Below are 24073 nucleotides of genomic sequence, written 5' to 3' on the forward strand. Positions count from 1 at the left end.
CGGCAAGAAAGCCGCGCCTGTTCATGGAGGAGGGAGGGGCTGGGGGAGGACGCATGGTTGTTGTTTTATGATTTTACTTCGCGGACTTCGCCGAGTCGGCGGACGAGCAGGCACACAAGGATGAAGGCCAGCGGATACAGGATGGCGCCGGTCGTGAACACGGCCGCGAAGGGCGATGTCGTCGCGGCGACGCGGCCTATGGCGAGTTGCGAGATCACACCCATCACGCCGCCCATCATTCCTCCAATGCCGGACACGGTGCCGACGACATGTTTCGGAAAAACCTCCGCGGGCAGTGTGATGTTTGCCCAAGCCGCGTGGCTGAACATCGCCACGCAGAGCAGCGTCACCGCGAGCGCGGGGCTTGGCGTTTGTGTGATGAGCAGGAAGCTGAGCGGTATCAGCACGGTGGCGGTTGCCATGACCGTCTTGCGCGAGCGGTTGAGGTTCCATCCGAGCGCGCCGATGAGCCAGCGGGGAATCGCGCCGCCGGCGATGTTTCCGAGCGCGAGCGCGGCGAACGGGATGCTGCTGTAGATGCCGAGCTGCCCGAGGCTGAACCCGTGCTCGTCCTGCAAATATTTCGGCACCCAGAACGCGAGGAAATAGGAAATGGGATCGGTGAGCATGCGCGCCGCGATGCAGCCCCAGGTTTCCTTCATTTTGAGCAGGTTGATTAGGGGAATTTTTTTCATCGTCCCGGTTTCCTGCGCGGTGCGCCCGCTCTCGATGACGGCGAGTTCAGCGTCCGTTATTAGCGAATGCTTGCGCGGCGATTTGTAGAGCACGAGCCAGCAGACGAGCCACACCAGCCCGAGCCCGCCGGAAATGAGAAACGCCGAGCGCCAGCCCGCCGCGAGCGAGATTCCCACGATGATGGGCGCGGCGATGCACGCGCCGATGGCAGTGCCCGCGTTGAAGATGCCGATGGCGAGCGCGCGTTCCTTCATGGGAAACCACTCGGAAACGGCCTTCACGCCGGCGGGGAAGTTGGCCGCCTCGGTCGCTCCGAGCAGGAAGCGGAAAACCGTGAACTGCATCGTGGTGCGGGCGAAGGCGTGCAGCATGCTGGCGAGTGACCAGCCGCTGACGAACCACGCGAGCGCCTTGCGCGTGCCGAGTTTGTCAACCACCCATCCGCTCACCGCATACATGACCGTGTAACTGGCCAGAAACGCCGACGTGATGAACGAATAATGCGTGTCGGTGATCTCCGGGATGTCCTTTTGTATTGTGTTGAAAAGAATGGAGAGCGCCTGCCGGTCGAGGTAGTTTAGTCCCGCGGTCAGGCAGAGCAGTCCGGCGATATACCATCTGAGGCCCTGGATTTTCATTGTGGGTGGGGAGCGTTTTTTTGCGGGGATGTTTTTCCAAAAATTCAAGCGCTTCGTGTCAGCTTCGCCGAGCCGCGGTCGAGGTAAAGGATCGCGTTCGGGTGGAGCCTGAGCACGCTCGCGGGGCAGGCCGTGCCGATGCTGCCGCGGAGGGCGGCGCGCACGGCCTTTGCCTTGAGCGGGCCGGGCACATGCACGCTGAGCTGCCGTGCGTGGCGAAAGACAGGCACGGTGAGGCTGAGCGCGTGACTCGGAACATCGTCGATTGTCGCGAAACAGCCGTCGTTGACTTGCTGGCGGCGGCAGGCGGCGTCGAGCTCGACGAGTTTGATGAGTGCGGTGTCCTCGAAATCGGCGACAGGAGGGTCGTTGAAGGCAATGTGGCCGTTTTCACCAATGCCCATGCAAATAAAATCAATGGGCTGCGCGGCGAGCAGGCGTGTGTAATTGGCGCAGGTTTTTTCGATGTCGGCGGCCTCGGCCTTGATCGGATGAAACTTTCCGATTTTTACATGGCGCAGCAAATGCTCGTGCAGGTAATGGCGGAAGCTTTGCGGGTGCGAGGCCTTGAGGCCCGCGTATTCGTCCATGTGAAAGGCGGTGATTTTGGACCAGTCGAAAGCAGTGTGGCCGTGCCGCGAGGCGGCGATAAGCTCCGCAAGAAATTCGTTTTGCGAGGGCGCGCAGCCGAAGATGACGCGCGCGCGGCCTTTCTCCTTGATGATGGCGCGAAGCGCGGCGGCGGCGGCGCGCCCGGCGGCGGCGCCCAGCGCGGCGCGGTCGGGATGGATTTCAACGGCGAGGCGTCCGAAGGTTTCGTAGTGCGCCGGGCGCGCGGTGTCGGGGTTGTGTTTCATGGGATGTCAATTGATGCGCTTGCACCGAAGGCGGCGGCGGCCTTGGTGGACCAGAGTTCGCGAGCCTCGGCGGTCGGGATGCCGAGATATTGCGCGGTGAGAGCCACGCCGCGGTCGGGAGTGAGTGTCGATCCGGCAAATCCGCCATCGGGGCCGCGTGCGATGAGGTCGCCGCCGACGAGCGTTTCGAGACTGCCGAGTGTGTAACGTCCCGGCGGGGCGCCGGCAGCGGCCATGCAATCGGTCGTGAATAGAATTTTCCCCTGCGGTTTTGCGCGGACGAAATTTTTCAGCACAAAGGGAGGCAGGTGGATGCCATCGGGAATGAAGCACGCGGTGAGCTCGTCGCGTGCGAGGAGGCGCTGGATGATGTTGTCGTGGCGCGGGAGTGATTGCGGCGCGCCGTTGCCGAGGTGCGTGCAGAAGCGCGCGCCGGCGCGGATGGCGTCGTCGATTTGCGCGGCGGTCGCGTTGCTGTGGCCGATGGAAACATGCACGCCCTGCGCGGCGAGCGTGGCGATGAATTCGGCGCTGCCCGGCCACTCGGGCGCAAGCGTGACGAGGCGGATGTTTCCTCCGGCGGCATCTTGCAGGCGCGCAAAATCGGCGGCGTTTGGCGCGCGCATCGGCTCCGCGGGATGCGCGCCGCGGTAGCCGGGTTCCGGACTTAGCCAGGGCCCCTCGAGGTGATAACCGGGGATGGTTTTCGCAATGACGGGGTCGGCGGCGCGATAGCTTTCGATGCGCGCGAACTGCGTGGCGAGCCGTTCGATGGTGTCGGTGATGAGCGTGAGAAAAATCGCAGCGACGCCTCGCGCGCGAAGTGCGTCGACGGCCGCGCGCAGTTGCGCGGCGGTGAGTTCGTGCCGCTGAAAATCGACTCCGGCAAATCCATTGACCTGAAAATCAAAAAGTCCGGGCATGGCGGGGTGGGGCGAGTTTACGGTTTCAGGATTTCGTCGAGGGCAACGGGGGCGCCGTTGCGCTGTTTGCTTAGTTCGGCGGCTTCCATGAAGGCCATGATTTCGAGCGTTTCTGCGTAGGGGACGGGAGGCTTGCCGGTTTTGAAGAATGTGATGATTTCCCTCACCAGCGGCGCGTAGCCAGAGGCCGCGTTTTCGGTGAGCGGGGCGTTGGCGCCGAGGAGTGTGAGGCCGAAATACGATTTTGTGTCGCGCATTCCGCGAATGGTTCCGATGCGTTTGTCGGGCCAGATGCCGGTGATGATGTCGGTGTCGTCCGTGTGGATGCGTTGCACGGTGGCGCATCCCGCGCCCATGACGGCGTAGAGGCTTTCGACGGAATGGATGCCATACCAAAAAAGGTCCGGAGTTCTCGGTTCAAACGCGGCGGGCCCCCAGACGAAGACGCCTTTGATCGCGCCCATTTTGGCTGTCTGCGCGGCCTTCGCGAGCGCGGGTTTTGCGAGGGTGTAACGCAATGACGACGCGCTGAATACGGGCGTGCCGTGCTGTTCGGCGAGGCGGATGATTTCGACGGCATCGCGATAGGTCGAGGCGAGCGGCTTGTCGATGAACACGGGTTTGCGGAACGGAATGACGCGGCGCGCGAGGTCGAGGTGCGCGCGCCCGTCTGCGCTGAGGATCATGATGGCGTCCACGTTTTGGGCGAGTTCCTCGATGCTCGCGGCTGCGGTGATGCCGGGCATGGCGAGGAGACGTTTCATGAATCCCTCGACGCGGTTTGCGCTTAGCGGCATGTCGGCGCTGAAGGTCTTGAAAACGGAGGTCACGCGCACGCCTTCGACGGGATCATTGGCGGGGGGCGTGTTGATGAATTTGGCGAAGGCTGGCGCGTGCGAGGTGTCGGCTCCGATGATGCCGATGCGCAATTCGGCGGCGGCGAGAGCGGCTTGTAGAACCAGGGCAACGGCAAACAGGGCGTGGAGTTTTTTCCATCGCAGGATATTTTTCGGGCGATGCGAGTCGGGGTGCATGGGCATAGTTGGCGCTTTTGGAGCGCGGGAAGACAATCCAAGAATTGGTAAACGTTAACCTGCGTTTCCCTCGTTTTAACGCGGCGTTTAGAGGTTATCTTGGATTACGTTTTTCTGACTTTTTAACCACGGAGAACACTGAGGCACACGGAGAAACTCGTGAAGAACTACCGGTGGGATTGTTTCACTCCGTGCTGCTCCGTGTGCTTCGTGGTTATGCCCCGCCCAGGGATAAGCCCTTATTCCGCGGCGGCTTTTATTTGCTCGATGGGCATGTCGTGCAGTTTTAGGTCGGGATTTTTTTCCATGAAGTAGCGCATCGTCCAATCGTTCGGGAAGAGCGCCACGGGGTTGTCGAATTTGTCGGTGCCGAAACTCACGCCGCTCGCCACGACGAGCGCGGACGGGTTTGCGAGCGAGGGATGCGGCTCAAGCCATTTGAGAAGCGTCCAGTTGGTTTGCTCTAGGCGCGACTCGGCGTTGTATTCGCTTTTCAGGCGCCATTGCACGACTTCGAATTGCAGCGGGCCGACGGCGGCGAGGAGCGTCGCGCCGGGCGGGGCGTTGCGCGGGGTGAAGGATTGCACGACGCCTTCCTGCAAGAGCTGCTCAAGGCCGGCGCGGTATTTTTTGGCGTCGGAGCTGGTCGGGTTCGAGAGGTAGGCGAACACTTCGGGCGGGAAGCGCGGGATTTCGTCGTAGGCGATGGCGCGGTCCTCGGTGAGCGTGTCGCCGATGCCGAAGGCGTCGTGACCGACGAGGCCGATCACGTCGCCGGGCCAGGCTTCGTTGACGGTTTCGCGTTCCTGGCCGAAGAGTTTGTGCGAGGAGGAGAGGCGCACTTGCTTGCCGGTGCGCTGGTGCGCGACGACCATGTCGCGCGTGAACCGGCCCGAGCACACGCGCAGGAATGCGATGCGGTCGCGGTGCTTCGGGTCCATGTTGGCCTGGATTTTGAAAATGAAGCCGGAAAACTTTTCGTAATCGACGGGGACTTCGCGCGCCTCGGTGGGCGCGGGCGCGCCGGGCACGGTGATCGAGACGGAGCGGCGCGGGGCGGGCGGCACGGAGTGCTTGAGGAAGCCGTCGAGGAGGAGCTGGATGCCGAAGTTGTTGATCGCGCTGCCGAAATAGACGGGCGTTTGCTGTCCGGCGTGGATGGCGGCGAGGTCGAGGGGATGCCCGGCGCCGTCGAGCATGGCGAGTTGCTCGGTGGACTCGTTGAAGGTGTGGTCGTCGAGCTTGCCGCGCACGGCGGGGTCGTCGAGGCCGGTGATGTTGACGGGCGCTTCGTAGGCGCCGTTGGGCACGCGCTCGAAGAGGTGCACGGCGCGCTCGGTGCGGTCGAACACGCCGCGAAACGAGGGGCCGCTGCCGAGCGGCCAGACGATGGGCGAGGCGGCGATGCCGAGCACGCTTTCGAGTTCGTCGATGAGCGCGAGCGGGTCGAGCGTGGGCCGGTCGCACTTGTTCATGAAAGTGAAGATGGGGATGCCTCGGCGGCGGCACACCTCGAAGAGTTTGCGGGTTTGCGGCTCAACGCCCTTGCCCGCGTCGATGACCATGAGCGCGGCGTCAACGGCGGTGAGCACGCGGTAGGTGTCCTCGGAAAAGTCCTTGTGGCCGGGGGTGTCGAGGAGGTTGACAGCGCAGCCGTTGTAGTCGAATTGGAGGACGGTCGAGGAGACGGAGATGCCGCGCTGTTTTTCGAGTTCCATCCAGTCGGAGGTGGTGGCGCGCTGGTTTTTGCGCGCGGTGACGGTGCCGGCGAGGTGGATGGCGTTTCCGTAGAGGAGGAATTTTTCGGTGAGCGTGGTTTTGCCCGCGTCGGGATGCGAGATGATGGCAAAGGTGCGTCGGCGTGCGATTTCAGCGGCGGGAGACATCGTGTGAATGCGGAGTTCGGAATGCGGAATGAGAAAACCGCCAAACGTAGCGGGGCGGGTGCGGGTGCCAACAAGGAAAATCTTTGCGGACGGGAATTCTCCTCGGGGCGGATTGCTCTTATCGTGTCATCCCATCCTCTATGGCGCTTGCAATGTGATCACGCATTCCAGGTGGCGCGTTTGGGGGAAGAGGTCGAAGGGCTGGACGGCGGTGAGTTTGTAGCCGCGGGCGGTGAAGTGGGTGAGGTCGCGCATTTGCGTGGCGGGGTCGCAGCTCACGTAAACCACAGCGCGCGGCGCGTAGGCGAAGAGTTGCGAGAGGAAGTTCTCGTCGCAGCCTTTGCGCGGCGGGTCGATGATCACAACGGTGTCGCTCGGCAGAAAATCGAGTCCGGCGAAAATCGCGGAGGCGTCGCCAGCACGGAAGGTGGCGTTGGCGATGTTGTTGGCCGCGGCGTTTTCCCTGGCGAATTGAACCGAGCTTTCACTAATCTCGATGCCGGCGACGCGTTCAAATGCGCGCGCGGCGGTGAGCGCAAAGAGTCCGCTGCCGCAATACGCATCGACGAGATGGCGCGCGCCCGAGGCCGCCGCCTGCTCGCGGACGTAGCCGGTGAACGCGGGGAGAATGAACGGGTTGTTCTGGAAGAAATCACGCGCGAGAAAGTGTAGCGTGATGTCGCCGACGCGTTCGTTGATGATGCGGTCGTAATCGGTGGTGACTTCGCCGCCGGCATCGCGGAGGAGAAGCGTGGCTCCGCGCTTGAACTCACCCGCGGCGGCGCGGGTGCGGATGTCGGCGCGGAGCTCGGGTAGGCGGGCATTGATGGCGTCGGTCGCAATGTCGCAGCGCGGGACGTCGAGCAGTTCGTGGCGCGTGCCCTGCTTTAGAAATCCAATGCGCATTTCCGAATCGGCGTCGGGCCTCGGTGCGTTGAAATGCGGCGTGATTTTGGAACGGTAGCCGTATTGTTGCGGGGAGGCGATGACAGGCGAGACGGGGAACTCGATGCCGGCCATGTGCCGGAGCAGTTCCTCGACTTGGCGGCGTTTCCATGCGCGCTGCTCGGTGTATTCAAAATTCTGATACTGACATCCGCCGCAGCGTCCGAAGAGGGGGCAGCGCGGCGTGATGCGGTGCGGGGACTGAGTGAGGACGTCGAGGAGATCGGCCTCGGAGTAGTTTTTGTGGTTGCGAAAAACGCGCGCGCGAACGCGTTCGCCGGGCAGGGCAAAGGGAACCATCACGACCCATCCGGAGGATGCCGACGCGGCCGCGTCGAGCAGGGTGGGGGAGTTTTCGGCTGGCAGCGCGATGCGTCCGAGTCCGACGCCGCGGTTGGTCAGCGTGTGGATTTCGAGTTCGATTTCCGCGTGATAGGGAAAGGGATGGTCGTTGAAGCGTTTTTTTGCCACGCGGAGAGAAAGAGGGGAATGGCTGGATGCGGCGAGCAGGAAGGAGTTCAGGGCGAAATATTTTTTTCACGTTCATTTCCCATAATGAATATAATTATGAAAGGTGCTGTCCTAGTTTAAAACAGCCGCAGTCGCAGACGATTTATTTTACGCTTTGGCCTTCGGCGACCCAACTGAAGAGTTTTTTCTCGTATTTGCCGGAAGGTTCCGCCTTTTATTTTAAATCCTGTTTTAATCATGTTGCCCTATTGGTTTCAGGTTTTGCGAAAACTACCGCCTTCACTTGCGATTTTGGCCGCCTTTGTCATCGCGAGCGCAAGCGATGTTCGGGCGCAGAGTTACGCGCCGGAAACTTTTTTCCATGATCCCGTGCAGCGTGTTTTTCCCGTCGAGCTGGCGCGGGTGCTGGCCTGGCGCGAAAACATCGCGGCAAACGCGGACATCACCGAAATTAAATACAGCGTGAATTGTGCGAGCGGAGGCTCCGCCGAGTGGACGTTTCGCTGGCTTGACGCTCGTGGCGAGACATGGCGCGAGGCGCAAATTCGCTACGAGGCTCCGTTGTTGCGCAGCGGGGCTCAATTTTACCGGGAGGTGACGCGCCAGTTTTTGCAGGCACGCTGGGCGCCGTTTGAATCGGCGCAAACCGGGGAGATCGAGAACGCTTTCTGGGAGGGGCAGGATTGCTTGGGGATGTCACGTCTTGCAACTGTGCGCGCCGCCAAGGCGGAGGAGTCTGCGTTGCATCGCACTGGCGACGCGGCGGCGGCGGCGCGCCAGGGCGGACACTTGCTCGTTTGCGCGCTGCCGGGCATGACCCGGATGATCACGCTCGATTCGACGCTTGCCGCGCGCGGGGCGGCGTGGTTCGCGCTCGCGCAAAGCGCAGTCGGCAGTGAGGCCGGGGCGGAACGCCCGTGGGCATCAGTGCTCTGGCTTGCGCGCCGCCAAAATCAGGCCCGCGAGGTCTGGCACGGGCACGGGGCGGGCGGCAAAACAACGCAGCCCGCCGCCGTATCAACCGACGAGGCTGTCGAAAATCAGTCCGCGAATGTCGCAATCGACTGGTGGAGGTTTATATTCAGTCCGCATACGCCGCGCGAAGCGCGCTTGCAAGCAGGGCGTATTGATTCGCCGGCGTGGGGGGTTGCCATGCTTTACAGCAGCGTGCCGGAGACAAGTGATGTCCTTTCCTTTGCCAGATGTCTGAAGCTCGTTGCCGACATTGAGTATGAGGCGGCTCACGATTACGTGGCCGAAATTCAGGAACGCGCAATATGGAGATTCAATTGGGATACACTGGCATGGTTTCATTCAGCGAGGAGAGAATGGCTGGCGGCCTTGCGCTCATGCGGTGAGAAGGAGATCGGGGCGATTCCGGGCGTGTTTGCTGCGCTCGAAAAAGCGTCCGCACCAAGTGCGAATGATCTTTCAAAGGAAAAAACCGACGCGTTTCTTGTGGGGTTCCGCGAGGCGGCGGAGCTTGTTCGCGCGGGGTATCACCAAGGCTCCGGCACGCTTGCGCCGGTGGCAACGGTCACTGCCCGTGATTTACTTAACCATGGATGGGAGTTTTTCGGCATCGCCTTCGCGCAACGCTATCACTTCATGCAATCAGTCTCCGAAAATGATCCCGAGCCGGCGGCCTTCTTAGGCAGGCTGCTGGGGCTTTTCCCCGAGTTTGGTGTGTTTCTTCACAAAGACAAATGGGACCCAAATTTGCCGCGCATCAGCAACATCAACCGGTTGCAACGCGTGGAGGTGGCGGGCTACCAGTTGTCGGCGGATTTCGATGCCTCGTTTGGCGTGTTTCCGAGGTTCGGCCAGGTCAATCCGCAGCGTGCCGCCATCATGGCTCAGCGAAGCTGGCTCATGCGCGAGCATTTGACGTGGAGTTTCTGGGGCGTCGCCGCGGGCAATGCCGACCCGAAACAGATGTCGGCTTTTTTGCACAGGCTTGCCGATGAAGGCGGCCCTCTCATGGATTATGGCGCGCTCACTGTGATCACAAACCCTGTCAATACCGCCATCATGGCACGAATCCCGGATATTGATGATTTGCGAAAACGCTTTGCGAGGGACATTCAGCCGAGCTACATGCCATGGATATGGGTTCTATGTAATGGGCAGACCGAGGGCATGACGTCTTTTGAGCGAGCGCAACACATCGAACGAATCTACTGGCAGGGCGTGGCTGTGCCGGGCCTTGTGGGCGAGTCGTTTGCGCAATACCAGCGCGCCAATGCGATTGATGACATCAAACGCTTACACAAGCGACTCGCCGGCGAAGTGTTCCATCACGCTGATTACGCCAATAATGTTGCGAACGGCCCGTATATTATCGCTTTGTATGAAAATGATGGCGCCACCGCGCGCGAGATCACTGGCAGAATGAATGCCGGCCCAATCACTTACCGATGGATTGAGCTCTACTACGCGCTCATGTTTGGAAACGTCAATGCTTTGGAAAAATTGTGCAAGGACAGGCAGATTGATATGCCAAGCGACCCGTTCTGGCAGACTGCCGTTCCGGGCTTGATAGAGCTTTGGCGCGGACTGTCGGGAAATAGTATAGGCGAAGGGCGGCGCGCGCTGCTTATGAATTATGCAAAGCAAGAAAAACCCCTGGGGGCCGAAATTCTGTGGCTGTTCGCGCGCCGGCTCAATCTCAGTGGAGATGAAGCTGCGTTGCTCTTTAACAGAGAGCCCCCCGTCTTTCTCTTGGAAAATAGCGCCTATGCCGCCTATTATCGTGATGATCGCGAGGCATTCAAGACGGCGCTGGTGCAATTGGAGGCGCAAAAGGCCTACACGTCCGTCAACTCATACCTATTATTGCAAAACCTGCGCCGCAAACTGCTCGAAATACCGCCGGTTGAAAATACCGCCGACCCGCGACCCGCAGATTGGAAACCGATCGAGGACGAGTTGTTGGATGTTATACTAAAGCGCATCCAGTCGAAATCGACCGCAACATCAAGCGCCACACATCCGTGAAACCGATGGAAAAACAACCCGCCATTTCCGTTTTCAACCGCCACGCGGCGCTCCGTTGGCTTTCGCCAGCGTCGAAATTTGCATGCGCTCTAGCCGCTTTCGCCTTCGGAATCATCGCAAACGCTGCCCCATTGGGAAAAAATAACACGGTGACCATTGTCAATGGAATCGGGCGTCCCTACACTGTGTATATTGACGGCAAACCCCATGTCTTTGAGGAAGGCGCGGGCGTGCTGCACCTGTCGTTTCCATCGGGGAAACATACCGTGCGCGCCTCAATTGAGGCGCCGGGCGGCGCGGTCGATTACAAGGGCGAATTTGAAATTGACGGGGGCTCGCTCCTGGGCGGCCTGTTTAATAAAAGCGCCACCATAATCAACCCCGACCGCACGGCTGTCATTTTATACGCAAAAATAGGAATATCCAAAGCAGGAACCCCCGACGCCCAGTATGTGTATGACGACAAGTCCACGGTGCATGTCGGCGAGGATATAATCCAAGTGCCCGTTGCCGACTATTATTTTTCCGACAAGCCGGACATGGCGAGTTCGTGGACGGGCTGGCGCTCGCACGTTGACATGCTGCGCCTGCCGCCGGCATCCATGGTTGCTTATATAGAAGGCGTAACCAAACGCTCCGACGCGGTTGCCTATCTCAACCGGCTTGGCCGGCTGAATCCGTCCGACAGGCGCGTGAGCATGTGCGCCGCGCACTACCTGACGCCCGCCGAGGCGGAGCGGTTTTTCAAAATGCACCTCGACACCCGCCCCGTGCAAGTGCCCTGGCATGAAAGCTACCAAAATTACCTGCGCTCGCAGCCCCCGAGCAACACTATGGACAGTCATTACCGCCCGCTGCTCGCCGGTGCCGATCTGGATGACGGCGCGTTGCTCTATGTCATTGCGCGAGGAATCGACCGCAGGGACAACTACGAGGTGGGCGAGTTATACAGAAAAGCCCTGCGCGCAAAAAAACCATGCGCCAGTGCATGGCTGGCACTGGCGAGCGAGGCGGAGGATTTGCTGGATTTCGACCTGGCTCTCGTTCGTCTGGAAAAAGCCGAGCAGTCCAATGTGGATACAACCGGTGCGGGTGTGGACCGGATCGCGCTGTTGCTGGCGCTCGGACGCAAAGACGAGGCCTTGGAAACAGTAAAACGCCTGCGCAATGAAAATCCCTTTGATTTTTTCGCAATGGCGAAATACATGCATCTGCTGGGCTATTGCGGTGGAAGCGAGGAGGAAAAGGATGCTGCCATAAACGGATACGAATTGGCGCCTGACGTGGAAGTCTCATACCGGCATCGCATGGATGCTGTTGCCGTGCTGGAGGCGGCGTATTGTTATGGCAAGGGGGACTCGAATGGCTACGTCCACAATTTGCAACGAATCGCAGAGGCCCCCTGGGTTATGTTCAACCGGGCATTGATCAGGGGCGACCACCGGCAGGCGCGCGCCGTTCTGGACAAATCGATGGCGGATAACTTTTACAACTGGCTGTTGTTGTATATTGTCGCCTGTGAGCACGGAGACACAGTGGCTGCGGAACAATACTTCACACTGGCGCTTGAAAAAATGAAGCGTGGCATGAAGGGGCCGAGATGGACAGCCGAGTCAATAGAACAAACTGGCGACGCGAATCCCGCTGTGTATATACAGAGCCAGTATACCCCGCAGGTGAAGCGGGTGTTGTTTTGTGCGTTTGGGTGGCGTTTTCCGGCGCGGCGTGAGGCGTTTTTTCACTGGGCGCGGCGCATGAACTACGAAGTGGAATTTCCGCGTCTCCTGCTGGAGCAGAACATGCAATGCCAGAATTCCTTTTTGTGGACAGTGCGATAGCGCGCGATGGATGCCGTGGTCAAGAACCACGCAGGTAGAAGCAGACGGTTGGTTGGCGGGGGCTTTTGCCGCCGAGGCGTTTGGCGAGTGTCCACGCGGGAGGTGTGGCGAGTGTGAGTTCGCCGGGCATTTCGAAAACGATCACGGGGGCGATGCTCGCGGCGAGCCCGGAAGGTGCTCAATGGAGAATTTTTCCACGATTTGTCATTTCCGTGATGGATATATTTATGAGATTTGCGGCCCGGTTAAAAATAACCGCCGTCGTCGGTAATTTGTTTCACGCTCCGGCCTTCGGCGACCCAGCCGAAGAGCTTTTTTTCGTTGGCCTTGATTTCCTCGGCGCGCAAGAGCACTTCGTGGGCGATGGCGCGCGGCACGCAAACCACGCCGTCTATGTCGCCCAGGAGCACATCGCCGGGGCGGATGATCACGTCGCCGATGAGAATCGGGACTTGATAGTGCGTGATGAGGCAGCGGCCGAGACTGCCGTTGGGAATGCGGTATCGGTAGAAAACAGGAAAGTCTTTTTCCAGTATCTGGTGTGTGTCGCGGATGCCGCCGTCGATCAGCGCCGCACGAACTCCGAGGCTGACGGCGGTGGCCGTCATCACTCCACCCCAAAGCGTGGCTTTTTGGTCGCCAGAGGTGTCCCATGCGATGAATGCGTTTTTCGGCAGTTCCGAGAGCATTTGCGCGCGGTAGGACATTTCGCCGGTGACTTTGACGTTGGGCGCGCTTTTTACCGTGAAGGCGAAGCCGGCGACGGTGCGGTTGGGGCGCAGCGGGAGTATGTGGCCGGGCAGCCCTTGGTCGAGCAGGGCGTGTTCGCGGAGCACGTCGCTGACGGCGCCTGCGTAGAGTTGCTCGTAGCGTGCGAGCAGTTCCTCGTCGGGCACGGGAAAAGTCACGTCGGGCGTGTGTTCTCGCTCAGCGATTAACTTTTCGAGATTCATCATCCCGACTTCTTTTTTGTATTGGTCAATGGACATGGTGGAGGAAAGTTTGTGGTTGTTGTTTGCGCGACGGTCAGAAGCAGAGGCCCATGCCGCCATCGACGGGGATGTCGGCGCCGGTGATGTAGCGGCCCGCGTCGGAGCAGAGCAGCGCGGCGAGGGCGGCGCAGTCTTCCGGGCGTCCGATTTTTCCGAGGGGGATTTTTGATTCGACGAGTTTTTTGTAATCCGGATCGGACAGCGCGGTTTCATTGCGCGCGGTGCCGATGGTGCCGGGCGCGAGATTGTTCACCGTGATTCCCGATGGCGCGAGTTGGGCGGCCAGATTTTTGACCATGTTTACAAGCGCCGATTTCGTGGCCGCATACACAAGCATTTGCCGGTGCGGGCGGACTTGCTGCACCGAGCCGATGTTTAGTATTCGTCCCCATCCGGTTTGTTTCATTCGGGGGGTGGTTTCTTGTATCAACTGGAGCGTCGAGCGGATGTTTGTGTTTATTTGCCGCGTGAATTCGTCGGCGTCGATTGCCTCCCAGTCGCGGCGGATTTGCAGCGAGGCGTTGGTGACCAGGATATCGACATTGATGTTGTTGGCTGCGGCGAATTCGCGCCAGCTTTCGCGCAGGTTGTCCGTCATGATGTCGAAGCGCCACAGCCATGTTTTTGCGCCGAGGGCGGCGGCATCGGCGGCGGTTTGTGAGGCAAGCGCGTCGTTGCCGAGGTAGGTTATGACAACGTCGGCGCCGTTTTCGGCCAGCGCCAGCGCGATGGCGCGTCCGATGCCCTGGCCACCGCCGGTCACCAGCGCCGTTTTTCCGTGGAGGTTGAACAATTGCTTTATCATTTGAATTTTTGCTTGGGTTTTCGCATCAGAGGCCGCCGACGGTGGGATACCAGTCGGGGCGTCGGGGGTCCTGATGAAAACGGGCGTAGTAATCGCCGTGCTCCTCGTAATAGCGCTCGTATTTCTCCATTTTGTCCTCGTCGAGCGTGACGCCGAGGCCGGGACCTTCGGGGACGCGGATGGCGCCGTTTTCATATTTCATTTTTCCTCCAACGATAATGTCGTCGAGCAGGTAGTGGTAATGCGCGTCGCCGGGCATGCTCATTTCCGGAATGGTGGATGCGGTGTGAAGCATGGCGGCGAGCTCGATGCCGAATTCGGCCCCGGAGTGCATGGCGACGCCGAGGTTAAACGTGCGGCAGACGGCGGCGAGGTCCTTCACGCCGCGCGGGCCTTCCCAATAGTGAAGGTCGGTGAGTATTATATCAATTGAGTTGAGGTGAATGGACGGGCCGAGATCGTCGAATTTGTTCGGATACATGTTTGTCGCAAGCGGGATGCGGACTTGTTGTTTAACGGCTCTCATGCCCTCGAGTCCCCACGAGGGGTCCTCGAAATATTGAATCTCAAGGTGCTCCATGCGCTTGCCGGCCTTGACCGCTGTGGCGACGCTCCACACGCCGTTGGGGTCAATGCGAAGGCCGAAGTCGGGGCCGAGTTTTTCGCGGCAGAGTTCGAGCGCGCGCACTTCTTCCATTGGATCCATGACGCCCGCCTTCAGTTTCATGGCCGTGACGCCGAGTTCGTCGCGCAACTGCACGCAGTGATTGGCGATGTCCTCCGCAGTGGTGTCGTCGCCGCCGCCCGGCCGGTCGTAGCGCCAGAACAGGTAGCCGATCATGGGGATGGCATCACGCAGTTTGCCGCCGAGCAGGCGATGGACGGGGACGTTGCACGCCTTTCCCATGATGTCGAGGCAAGCCATCTCGATGGCTCCGTAGAGACGCGCGTTGGACAGGTAATAAATGCTGCGCAGCACCTTTAGTTTTATTTTTTCCAAGTCGAACGGGTTTTCGCCGATGATGCGCGGCTTCAGCTTGAGCAAGGCGCCGCGAGAGTCGCCGCCGCCGACTTCGCCGAGGCCGACGATTCCCTCGTCGGTGACAAGTTCGAGCACGGTGCGCAGCAAGTAGCCCGGATGGACGCCGGTGTTGTGGCGCAGCATGCAATTCATTGGAATCGCGACACAGCGGACTTTGAGATCTATAATTTTCATATTTTTTGGTTTGGTTGTTCCTGGTAAAAGTCCCTTGGGAAAAAGAATTTCATGCCGATTAAAACGAGCGCGGCGCCCAGCGCGTAGAAGACCGACAATAGCATGATGCCGAGATCCAGGCCGGCCGCGGTTTTTATATAACCGAGCAGAACCGGCGCGATGGCGCCGATGACAAACGCAAACGAGAGCATGACGCCCATGGAGGAGGCGCGGTAGCGCGGCTCGATGACATCGTAGAGCGCGGCGAAGAGGTTGGAGTCATACATGCCGCGAAATATGCCAAACGCACCCATTGCGACGTAGCACCACAGCTTGTCCCCGGCGACGGCGATCCAGTAGATAAAGGGCGCGCCGAGCAGCAGGCCGGCGATTTCGATTTCCATGCGGATTGTTTTTCGGCGCGCGGAAAGCCTGTCGGAGATGCGCGCTCCGAGCATGACGCCGAGGAATGCAAACACGAAATGATACAAGGTCGAGTGAAGCCCCGCCTGCGCCAGCGAGAGGCCGAACTTTTCATACAAATAAGTGGGAATCCAGGTCAGGTAGCCGACGCTGACGATTTGCATGCAGCCGAACGCGAGGCTGAGAAACCAGACTGTGCGGCGTGAAAAAACGGCGCGCACCGTCTCGGCGAAGCCGTGCCGCGCGGCCTTTGTTTCCGGCTCCGGCATCGGTGTGTCGTGGACTTTCATCCACACGACCAGCGCCCAGAGGATTCCGACGCCGCCGAAGGTGAAAAAGGCGGCGCGCCAGCCGTAGCGCTCGCCGATGTAGCCCGCGATAAAGCCGCTCGCGATGATGCCCGCATAGAGCGAGGTTTGGTGCAATGAGAGGGCTGTCGCGCGCGTTTTTGGGTGGAATTGCGCGAGCAGCGAGGTGGCGGCCGGATAATAAAACGCCTCGCCGCCGCCGGTGGTGATGCTGCGGAAAACAATCAGCATAACAATGCCGCCGGCGAAGCCGGTGAGCAGCGTGCCAACGCTGAATATTAGCAGGCTCAGGAAGACGATTTTTTTGCGACTGACCAAGTCGCCGGCAAATCCCGCCACCGGCACCAGCACGCCGTAAACAAGCGTGAAAGCACTGACAACCCAGCCGATTTGCACATCGCTCAAACCGAGATCGGCCTTTATCAACGGGATGACCACGTTGAAAATCTGCCGGTCGCCCTGGTTGAGAAAATAGGCGACCCAAAACAGCGAGGCCAGCTGCCACTTGTAGGATGACTTGGGGGTTTTCATGGGAAAAAAGACGGCGGCAAAATGGTGGTGTTAATACTATTTTTAATACAAGAGGCAATTCGCGGCGGGCACAGCTTGAGCGGGCCTGGTGATTGCCCGTTATGCCAGCATCCTCATGAATTTCAGGCTATTCGCGATAGGTCGAACCCTCCGGGTGAGCCGTTAACCACTCACTCGGAGGGCTCGCCATACCAAAACCCAAAAGATTAAGGGCGTTGGTATTATATAATGGATGCGTATGCGGGTGGCTTTTCGCGCACGCGGGGTCGCATACGGCGCGGCCCCGCGATATAAGGTTTTATTGTGTAATAATATTATTCAAGGGTGACGGAGTCGCCGTCGGTTTTCAGGTGGAAGGTGGCGGTGCGATCCCGGCCGGAGGCGTCGCGCCAGGTGATTTTATACTTGCCCTTGAATCCGCGAAAGGCGGCGGTGCCGGTGCCGGGATTTTTTATGGTCATGTTTGTTTTCCACTCGTGGTTGATGAGTTGGTTGAGGGCGTGGAAAGAGGGCTTGGGCTGCATGTCGCGCGTGAAAAGACCGGTGGTGGTGGGCTCGCCGCGCACGCCGCAACCATCCACGACGTTCCACCAGGTGATTCCCATCATGTTTTTGATGCTGAACCACATTCTATATAGATTGCGCGCCATGATCGCCTGAATTTCTTGGCCTCGCGCGTCATCCCCCGGGGCCGTTATTGTGATCTCACTCAAATGAATGGGCAGGTCGGCCTTGGAGAGCGTGTCCATGCGGGTCCATATTTGATCGGGCCACACCGGATATTTTGGGGACTTAAGCTGCTTCCCCTCGGCTATATCCAGGCCGTGTTGCGGGTTGAACAGGTGAAACTGCACGCCCAGAATGTCGATGCGGCTTCCGTTTTTCCGCAAGTCCATGACTTGTTCGAGATATCGCTCGTCGCTCCTCGTTGTGGTTTCGTTGATATTAAACAACACCGACTTTGGGAAAACGCGATCGGCGATCGCATACGCCTTGTGCGTGTAGTCGCCGGGCAGCAGCACGCCATATGCGCTGCTGCACACGGCGTTTCCGGTCACGCTGGTGCCTTTGAAATCCTTCACGCTTTCGTTGACCACGTCCCAGCTCTGCAAACGGTTTCCGTAATACTTCGCGATCTCCGCAATGCGCCTTTCCATGTGCCGGTTTAACTCGCTTGTGTAGACGGGGAGCATTTTTTCGATTTCCGCGACCGGAAGCTTGTGGAGATTCTTGGCGCCCCCGATGCGTTTGATCTTTTCCTTTTCATCCTCCGGGCAGAACCGGGTGAACAGCCATTCGGGGTGATGCCAGCTTTTGATTCCCCATACGAGAGGGTGCCCAAGCATGCGGACGCCCTTGCTTTCGCAAAACTCGACGATTGGATCGGTCGCGGGACGCCGCCAATGGGGCTGTTTTTTCGGGTCTCCATTTTGAGTGACCTCGTTCCAGTATGCCTCGGTGTCGCGGATCTCCCCCTTGAATCGCGGCTTGCCCGGCTGCATCTCGAATTTTTTCCAATAAAAGGGCACTGTTGCCGAATTGAACAGCGAGCCGTAAAGCTCCTTGTATTTGCGATTCCGCTCGGGGGTGCCGAGCTGGTTGAAATTGAATATATGCGCGCCGAAGACAAAATCGTGCGTGACTTGCTCGATTTTGATATCGGCTCCCGCGGGGATGACGCGGGGCAGTTTTATAATGGCGTCAGCCTTGCGGTTTTTGTCGATGTCGCGGTCGATTTTTTCCTGCACTTTGGGGTTCCACTGTTCCCAGTAGGCGGGCGACATGGGATCGGCGATTGCAAGAGAGGACAGTCCGAGGACCGCCAGTAGGAGGAGTGTATTTTTGGGTTTCATGGCAAGTGGTGATGACATTGGAAAAAGCGAGGGGAGGAATGCGAATGGGGGATTGTTTTCAAAAGGGTTCTTATGCGGTCAAAGTCGGTTTCGGTGGCGAGGCGCGGGGGGCGTGTTACGGGTAAAACTACGGCCGTAGGAAGGAGGTAACTCAAGATAAAATTGAATTAATATTTTTCTGTATTGAAAAAATTATGACGATTGATTTGTTTTTTTCTGAAATGAATGCGCATGAAATCCAAATCTTGAAAAAATGAAGTCCAACAAGGGAAAGAGATCGGAGAAAAAAACGTCTTCCAGCATACCACCGCACACGGTGCCGGTATTGTTGAAGGCGCTGCGGATATTCGAGTCCGTGGCGCGCGGTGAGGCGGAAACGCCCAAGGAGCTTGCGGCGGCGCTGGGAGTTTCGCCGACGACATGCTATCGCATCCTGCAAAGTTTCCGAGTCGCCGGCTGGCTGCAGCCCGGCGCGGGGGGGCGTTTGCACTGTCCTACGGGCTCGCGCCGTTGATGCGCCCGCTGTTGCAGAACGAATTGCTCGTCGGGAGTGTCCGCGAACCGTTGCTGGCACTGGCTCGAACGGCCGGATTGACGGCGAAACTGAGCCTGCGCCAAGGGGACTCCGCAGTGACTGTGTTTGTGGCGGGTTCGCCGCGCAGCACGGCAATCTCGACGCGCGTGGGCGCGTGTTTTCCACTGGCGCTCGGATCAAGCGGCGCGGCGATTCTTGCCTCGTTGCCGGAATCGGAGGCGAAGCGGATTTTGGATGCGGCCCCCGCGGAGGCATGGCGCTACCAAAAGCGGGCGGATGCCGAGCGCCGGGTGGGGGAGTGCCGGCGGGACGGATACTGTTTCGACACGGGATCCTACCAGCCCCAGTTGCACACATTATCAGCCCCGTTGCTGGTGGAGCGGCACGGGCTGACCGCCTCAATCACGCTGCTGGGGTTTTCCCAAGATTTCGCGCCGCCGATGCGGGCGGAGCTTGTGCGTGAGATACGTTTCACCGCGGGTGGTTGTGCGCATCTTTTGGAAAGCCAGTCAGAAAACATTCACCACGGAGAACACTGAGGAGCACGGAGATCAGAGAGCTAGGAGACCAGAAAGCCAGAGAGCCAGTTGGCCAGAATGACTGATGAGCTGCCTCATGTGTTCTGGATTCTTTTTCTTCTTCCTCCGGACTCCGTGATTCTCCGTGTCTCCGTGGTGAATATACTTCTTCCCGGCTCGCTCTACTTTGTGCGCAGGTAGAAGCAGACGGTGGGTTGGCGGGGGCTTTTGCCGCCGAGGCGTTTGGCGAGGGTCCAAGCGGGAGGTGTGGTGAGCGTGAGTTCGCCGGGCATTTCGAAAACGATCACGGGGTCGGTGCTTGCGGCGAGCCATTCGGCGGTTTTGGCAAAGAAGATGGGGGCGAGGTTGTCTATTATTTCGTAGGGCGGGTCGATGAAGACGAGTTCGGGCGGAGGCGAGCCGGCGGGGGGCGTCCAGGCGGCGAGATCACATTGGGAGACGTGGAGCGTGCGTGGGTCGTGCGCCGCGCTTTTGCAGACGGCGGCAATGTTGGCGCGGAGGCAGGTTGCGGCTTTTGCGTTTTTTTCGACAAAACAACCGCTCGCCGCGCCGCGGCTGATGGCTTCGAGTCCGTAGGAGCCGCTGCCGGCGCAGAGGTCGAGGAAATGCGCGCCGGGAATGCGCGAGGCGATGCTGGAGAAAACGGATTGGCGGAGTCCGTCGGTCGCGGGCCGGACGGCGTCGCCTTTGGGGACGGTGAGCGGGATTCCTCGTGCTTTGCCTCCGCTTATGCGCATGGGTTAGGAGTTATTTCTAATTAAGCCTGAAACCCGGGGTTTAACCGCCGATGGACGCGAATAATCAAATACATGATGCGACGACTTCACGACGAGCTTTGCCGGATACAAACCGATTGGCCGCAAAGAGGCGCAGAAGTCGCAAAGAACGGAATTTTCCCCTTTTGTGCCTCTTGTGCTTTTTTGCGGCTATTCTGGTCTGCATTCATATTTGGCTTCGATTTGATTGAGTCGCGGCAGGGGCAAATCGTGCGAGATCATTCAGCGATCCGTTATTATTCGGCGGCGGGTTGATCGGCGTCCGGCTTGGCTTTGGCCTTGGGCTTGCGGGCGCGGGGGCTCCGGTGGTTTTGCGTTTTGCCTTGGCGGGTTTGGCGTTGAGCCAGACTGAGGTTTCGCCGGCTTTTTCAAAGAGGCCGAACCAGAATATCTCGCCGTTGTGCTCGACGAAGGTGGGCTTTGTGTCGGCGTCGGGCGGCACGACCAGTCCGGCGTTGGTCAGCCCGGCGACAAACTCGGTTTCGCCTTGGTCTAGCGCGCGCGCAAGATAACCGACTTCGCCGGATACGCCGCTGCCGCGTTTGTTGGATTTGAGCAGCGGGCGGACGAGATCCAGGGGAGAATGCGGAGTGCGGAGTTCGGAATGCGGAATGGGGGCGGCGTCGGGGGCGGGCGCTGGGGCGTCGTTTGCGGCGTTTGTGTCGGCAGGTGCGTCCGGTGGCGGGGGTGTCGAATCGGGTGTCGCGGGTGGCACTTCTGCGACGGGGTCGGAGGGGGCGGACTTGGCAGTCTGCGCACCATCGGCGTCGGCGGGGGGCGTGGCTTTTTTGGCGCCGTTTTTGTTGTCGCGGGCGTTGATCCAGATGTTGCCGCGGTTGTCCTTGTTGAGCCAGTAGAGCGAGGTGCCGATTTCGACGAAGGTGGGTTTTTCGTTGGGCGCGGCAGGGATTTGGAGGCCGAGGTCGGTGAGCGCGGCGGTGAGTTCCTCGTCGGTGGTTTCGAGCGCGCGGGCCAGGAAGCCGACGCTGCCGGAGATGCCCGGGCCGTGGCGGTTGCGGCGCATTTTCGGGCGGATACGTTCGAGGATGGGGGCGTCGGGGCCGACATCCGCCGGCGTGATTGCAGTTTTTTGATCTGAATTTTCAGTGTCGGAACCAGCGGGGGCGGATTCTTCCGAGGAGGCTTCTTTTGCGGATGCCTCCTGCCGTTCGGCGCGGCGCTTGGCGGCTTCCTCGGCACGGGCGGCGCGCTCGGCGTTTCGTTTTTCGACGCGGGCTTTTTCCTCGGCGCGCTCGGCGGCGAGTTCCGCGTAGGCGGGATCGTCGGGCGAGAGCGGGGTGGCGGGGACGGTGCGGAACTTGGGCTGCGGTTTTTCGCGGGTGTTGATGAAGAGTTGTCCGCGGTTGTTGCGGTTCACCCAGTAGAGGTCGTCCTCGAATTCGAAATACTCGGGTTTGGCGTCCTCGGCCTCGGGGATGGTGAGTCCGCATTCCTTGAGCGCGCCTACGATGTCGCGCTCGGGGAGTTGCCAGCGTTTGACGAGGTAATCGACGGCGACGGACTGGCCGGGGCCTTTTTGGTTGTTGCGCATGTGGGGCTTGAGCGCGTCGAAGAAGGTCGGGAGGTCATCGTCGAAATCGAGGTCGTCCCATTCGTCGTCCGTGTCGTCATCCTCGGCGAGGGCCTCGGGGTCGTGGTCGCGCTCGGTGTCGCGGACGGGGCGGAGGGTGGCGGCGGATTTTGAATTGTCGGAATCGGCGGCGGCGGGCGCGGCGGGGGATTCGGTGTCGGCGGGGGCGGGCGGTGTTTGCGACGCTTCGGCGGCGGGGGCGGATGGGGCAGACTTGGCAGTCTGCGTTACGTCGTCGGCGGCGGGTGGCGGCGTGACCGGGACGAGCGCGGCGGGCGGTGTCCAGTCGCGTTGCGTGGGGCGGCGGACGAGGCCGGTGAAGGCGAGCGAGTTTGTCGGCGAGGGCTGGTAGTTGACGATTTCCCATTCGTCCTTGCCGAGGTTGTTGAGATAGGTTTCGAGGAGCGCGGGCGTGGCGAATCCGTGGATGCCGCTTGTGATGACTTTGTATTCCCAGAGGGCCATGTGTGTGAAAAGTGTGAAGAGTGACGGGTGCGGAGTGAAATTGGCTGGGTCGTCCGCTGAATTTGTAAAACTGACGACGCGCAAGGCATCCCAAATCGCGCGGGGTTTGCCGAGACTTATTTCTTGGAGATTTTACGGGACGAATTTTTACGCGCTTGTTTCCACGGCGCTCACGGCTAAAAGGGACGGCACTATGCTTACTAAAAATAGGTTTACCCGTTTTATTGGTTCTTGCGCGGCGCTGGCGGTTTTGTCGGGCGCGGTGGCGCTGGCCGCGCCGGACACGAACGAGATCGCGCCGGTGCCCGCCGTGGCGCAGAAGCGCGTGGCTAGCGTGCAGATTATCGTTTCGCCCGATCATCAGGATTGGTCTTACAAGGTCGGCGAGAAGGTGAAATTCACCGTGAGGGTGATGGCTGACAACGAGCTGCTGGAGGGCGTGCGCGTCGCTTATCGCGTGGCTCCCGACATGATGCCCGCCGAGGAGGTGAAGGCGGTCGTGTCCGCGAACGGCCTCGTGATCGACGGCGGCACGATGAAGACGCCGGGTTTCCTGCGTTGCGTGGTGACGGCAAACGTGGGCGGAAAAAACTACCGCGGTTTGGCGACGGCGGGATTTGAGCCGGAAAAAATCAAGCCGACCCAGACCGAGCCGAAGGACTTCGACGCGTTTTGGAACGAGGGCAAGGCCGAGCTCGCAAAGATTCCGCTCGATGCGAAGCGCACGCTGCTGCCGGAATACTGCACCTCGACGGTGAATGTTTACCATGTGAGTTTTCGCACGGTGGGCTCGGCGGGCGGGCGTTACCAGAGCCGCTTCTACGGAATTCTTTGCGAACCGAAGGCGCCGGGCAAATATCCCGCGATTTTGCGCGTGCCGGGCGCTGGCGTGCGCCCCTATGTGCCGGTGAACACAAGCCTCGCCGAGCGCGGCGCGATCACGCTCACCGTGGGCATCCACGGCTTTCCCGTGAACCTGATTCCGGAAGCCTACGACCAGATGCGCAGCAGCACGCTGCGCGGTTATCATCTGTATAACTTGGACGACAAGAATGCGTATTATTACCGCCGTGTTTACCTGAGCTGCGTGCGCGCGAACGACTACCTGACATCGCTGCCCAACTGGAACGGCAAGGACCTCGTCGTGACGGGCGGTTCGCAAGGCGGACAACTCACGATCGTGACGTCGGGGCTCGACCCGCGCGTGACGGGCTGCGCCGCGCAATTCCCCGCGTATTGCGACGTGACCGGTTACCTGCACGGCCGCGCCGGCGGCTGGCCGCACATGTTCAGGCCTGACTCGAAAACGGGCAAAAACTTCCACGCCGAAAACCCGCTCAAGATCGAGACGACGAGTTATTACGACGCGGTGAATTTCGCCAAGCGCATCAAGGCGCCGGGGCATTATTATTGGGGCTACAATGACGAGACCTGCCCGCCCACGTCGATGCACGCGGCCTACAACCAAATCAAGGCGCCGAAGGTGCTCGATCTGGCATTGATCGCGGGCCACCCGATCATCCCCGAGGCAGCCGACGCGGTGAATGCATGGATTGTTGATTTTCTGAAACTGCCGGCGGCAAATCTTTAATAATTGATATCGAGCGAAGCACGCGGGGTCGTCGTTTGCGGCGTCCCCGCGTTTTTTTTTATCGAGTGCGGTTCGCGGCGGAAACAAGATTTGCGCAATTGGGTCTGCGATCGGCGATGATTTCGCGGGAGGGATAATATATCCCCGCGGAATTCCGGGACATGCTCGCGATGCCTGAAATCTC

Annotated in this window: 19 protein-coding genes; 5 read left to right on the forward strand and 14 right to left on the reverse strand. The window is 59.9% G+C overall.

Annotated features, from left to right (window positions below; all coding sequences use genetic code 11):
- Positions 1-65: 65 nt before the first annotated feature.
- The 6 genes from CKA38_RS11795 to CKA38_RS11820 all read right to left on the reverse strand — a co-directional run bounded on the left by CKA38_RS11795 (position 66) and on the right by CKA38_RS11820 (position 7450).
- Positions 66-1334, reverse strand: coding sequence for an MFS transporter (locus tag CKA38_RS11795; protein ID WP_152032833.1), 1269 nt, complete (start codon positions 1332-1334; stop codon positions 66-68).
- Between the two features lie 44 nt (positions 1335-1378).
- Positions 1379-2191, reverse strand: coding sequence for a glucosamine-6-phosphate deaminase (locus tag CKA38_RS11800; RefSeq protein ID WP_108825654.1), 813 nt, complete (start codon positions 2189-2191; stop codon positions 1379-1381).
- Positions 2188-3114 (reverse strand): N-acetylglucosamine-6-phosphate deacetylase, encoded by a 927-nt coding sequence (locus tag CKA38_RS11805; RefSeq protein WP_108825655.1) that lies wholly within the window; start codon positions 3112-3114, stop codon positions 2188-2190. The genes CKA38_RS11800 and CKA38_RS11805 overlap by 4 nt, the downstream gene beginning before the upstream one ends.
- Positions 3115-3131: 17 nt before the next feature.
- A complete protein-coding gene (locus tag CKA38_RS11810; protein ID WP_108825656.1) occupies positions 3132-4154 on the reverse strand; it encodes a Gfo/Idh/MocA family protein in 1023 nt (340 codons plus the stop codon).
- 233 nt (positions 4155-4387) lie between these two features.
- On the reverse strand, positions 4388-6034 hold the full coding sequence (locus CKA38_RS11815; protein ID WP_108825657.1) for a peptide chain release factor 3: 1647 nt from the start codon (positions 6032-6034) through the stop codon (positions 4388-4390).
- A 138-nt stretch (positions 6035-6172) separates the two neighbouring features.
- Complete coding sequence (locus CKA38_RS11820; protein WP_108825658.1) at positions 6173-7450, reverse strand: class I SAM-dependent RNA methyltransferase; 1278 nt, start codon at positions 7448-7450, stop codon at positions 6173-6175.
- Between the two features lie 594 nt (positions 7451-8044).
- On the opposite strand from CKA38_RS11820, the gene CKA38_RS11825 reads away from it, so the two are divergent.
- Together CKA38_RS11825 and CKA38_RS11830 are read left to right on the forward strand one after the other, a co-directional pair.
- A complete protein-coding gene (locus CKA38_RS11825; RefSeq protein WP_152032834.1) occupies positions 8045-10447 on the forward strand; it encodes a hypothetical protein in 2403 nt (800 codons plus the stop codon).
- Between the two features lie 149 nt (positions 10448-10596).
- Entirely contained in the window at positions 10597-12285 is a 1689-nt protein-coding gene (locus CKA38_RS11830) for a tetratricopeptide repeat protein (RefSeq protein WP_152032835.1), read from the forward strand.
- Positions 12286-12304: 19 nt separating this feature from the next.
- Here the strand turns inward: CKA38_RS11830 and CKA38_RS16750 are convergent, their stop codons facing one another.
- From CKA38_RS16750 to CKA38_RS11855, 6 genes are all read right to left on the reverse strand, one after another.
- Positions 12305-12430, reverse strand: coding sequence for a hypothetical protein (locus CKA38_RS16750; RefSeq protein WP_257791567.1), 126 nt, complete (start codon positions 12428-12430; stop codon positions 12305-12307).
- Between the two features lie 100 nt (positions 12431-12530).
- On the reverse strand, positions 12531-13274 hold the full coding sequence (locus tag CKA38_RS11835) for an RraA family protein (protein ID WP_108825661.1): 744 nt from the start codon (positions 13272-13274) through the stop codon (positions 12531-12533).
- Positions 13275-13311: 37 nt separating this feature from the next.
- Positions 13312-14082: an SDR family NAD(P)-dependent oxidoreductase gene (locus tag CKA38_RS11840; protein WP_108825662.1), complete on the reverse strand. Its 771-nt coding sequence runs from the start codon at positions 14080-14082 to the stop codon at positions 13312-13314.
- Between the two features lie 25 nt (positions 14083-14107).
- On the reverse strand, positions 14108-15298 hold the full coding sequence (locus CKA38_RS11845) for an enolase C-terminal domain-like protein (RefSeq protein WP_108825663.1): 1191 nt from the start codon (positions 15296-15298) through the stop codon (positions 14108-14110).
- Positions 15295-16539: an MFS transporter gene (locus tag CKA38_RS11850; RefSeq protein ID WP_108825664.1), complete on the reverse strand. Its 1245-nt coding sequence runs from the start codon at positions 16537-16539 to the stop codon at positions 15295-15297. Before CKA38_RS11850 ends, CKA38_RS11845 begins: the two co-directional genes overlap by 4 nt.
- 314 nt (positions 16540-16853) lie before the next feature.
- Entirely contained in the window at positions 16854-18392 is a 1539-nt protein-coding gene (locus CKA38_RS11855; protein WP_236919021.1) for an endo-1,4-beta-xylanase, read from the reverse strand.
- A gap of 253 nt (positions 18393-18645) precedes the next feature.
- Between CKA38_RS11855 and CKA38_RS16985 the strand changes: the two genes are divergently transcribed.
- Both CKA38_RS16985 and CKA38_RS11865 read left to right on the forward strand, forming a co-directional pair.
- The gene (locus CKA38_RS16985) at positions 18646-18906 is read left to right on the forward strand and encodes a helix-turn-helix domain-containing protein (protein ID WP_108825665.1); all 261 of its coding nucleotides are present in this window, start codon (positions 18646-18648) and stop codon (positions 18904-18906) included.
- Complete coding sequence (locus CKA38_RS11865; protein WP_108825666.1) at positions 18813-19466, forward strand: IclR family transcriptional regulator domain-containing protein; 654 nt, start codon at positions 18813-18815, stop codon at positions 19464-19466. The genes CKA38_RS16985 and CKA38_RS11865 overlap by 94 nt, the downstream gene beginning before the upstream one ends.
- A 161-nt stretch (positions 19467-19627) precedes the next feature.
- Here CKA38_RS11865 and CKA38_RS11870 read toward each other — a convergent pair whose 3' ends face one another.
- A complete protein-coding gene (locus CKA38_RS11870; RefSeq protein WP_108825667.1) occupies positions 19628-20203 on the reverse strand; it encodes an RsmD family RNA methyltransferase in 576 nt (191 codons plus the stop codon).
- Between the two features lie 205 nt (positions 20204-20408).
- Positions 20409-22298, reverse strand: a complete 1890-nt coding sequence (locus CKA38_RS15765; protein ID WP_161554874.1) for a DUF4177 domain-containing protein — start codon at positions 22296-22298, stop codon at positions 20409-20411.
- Positions 22299-22491: 193 nt separating this feature from the next.
- On the opposite strand from CKA38_RS15765, the gene CKA38_RS11885 reads away from it, so the two are divergent.
- Positions 22492-23889, forward strand: coding sequence for an acetylxylan esterase (locus tag CKA38_RS11885; RefSeq protein ID WP_108825669.1), 1398 nt, complete (start codon positions 22492-22494; stop codon positions 23887-23889).
- Positions 23890-24073: the final 184 nt, after the last annotated feature.

The organism is Ereboglobus luteus (assembly GCF_003096195.1).
Lineage (GTDB): Bacteria > Verrucomicrobiota > Verrucomicrobiia > Opitutales > Opitutaceae > Ereboglobus > Ereboglobus luteus.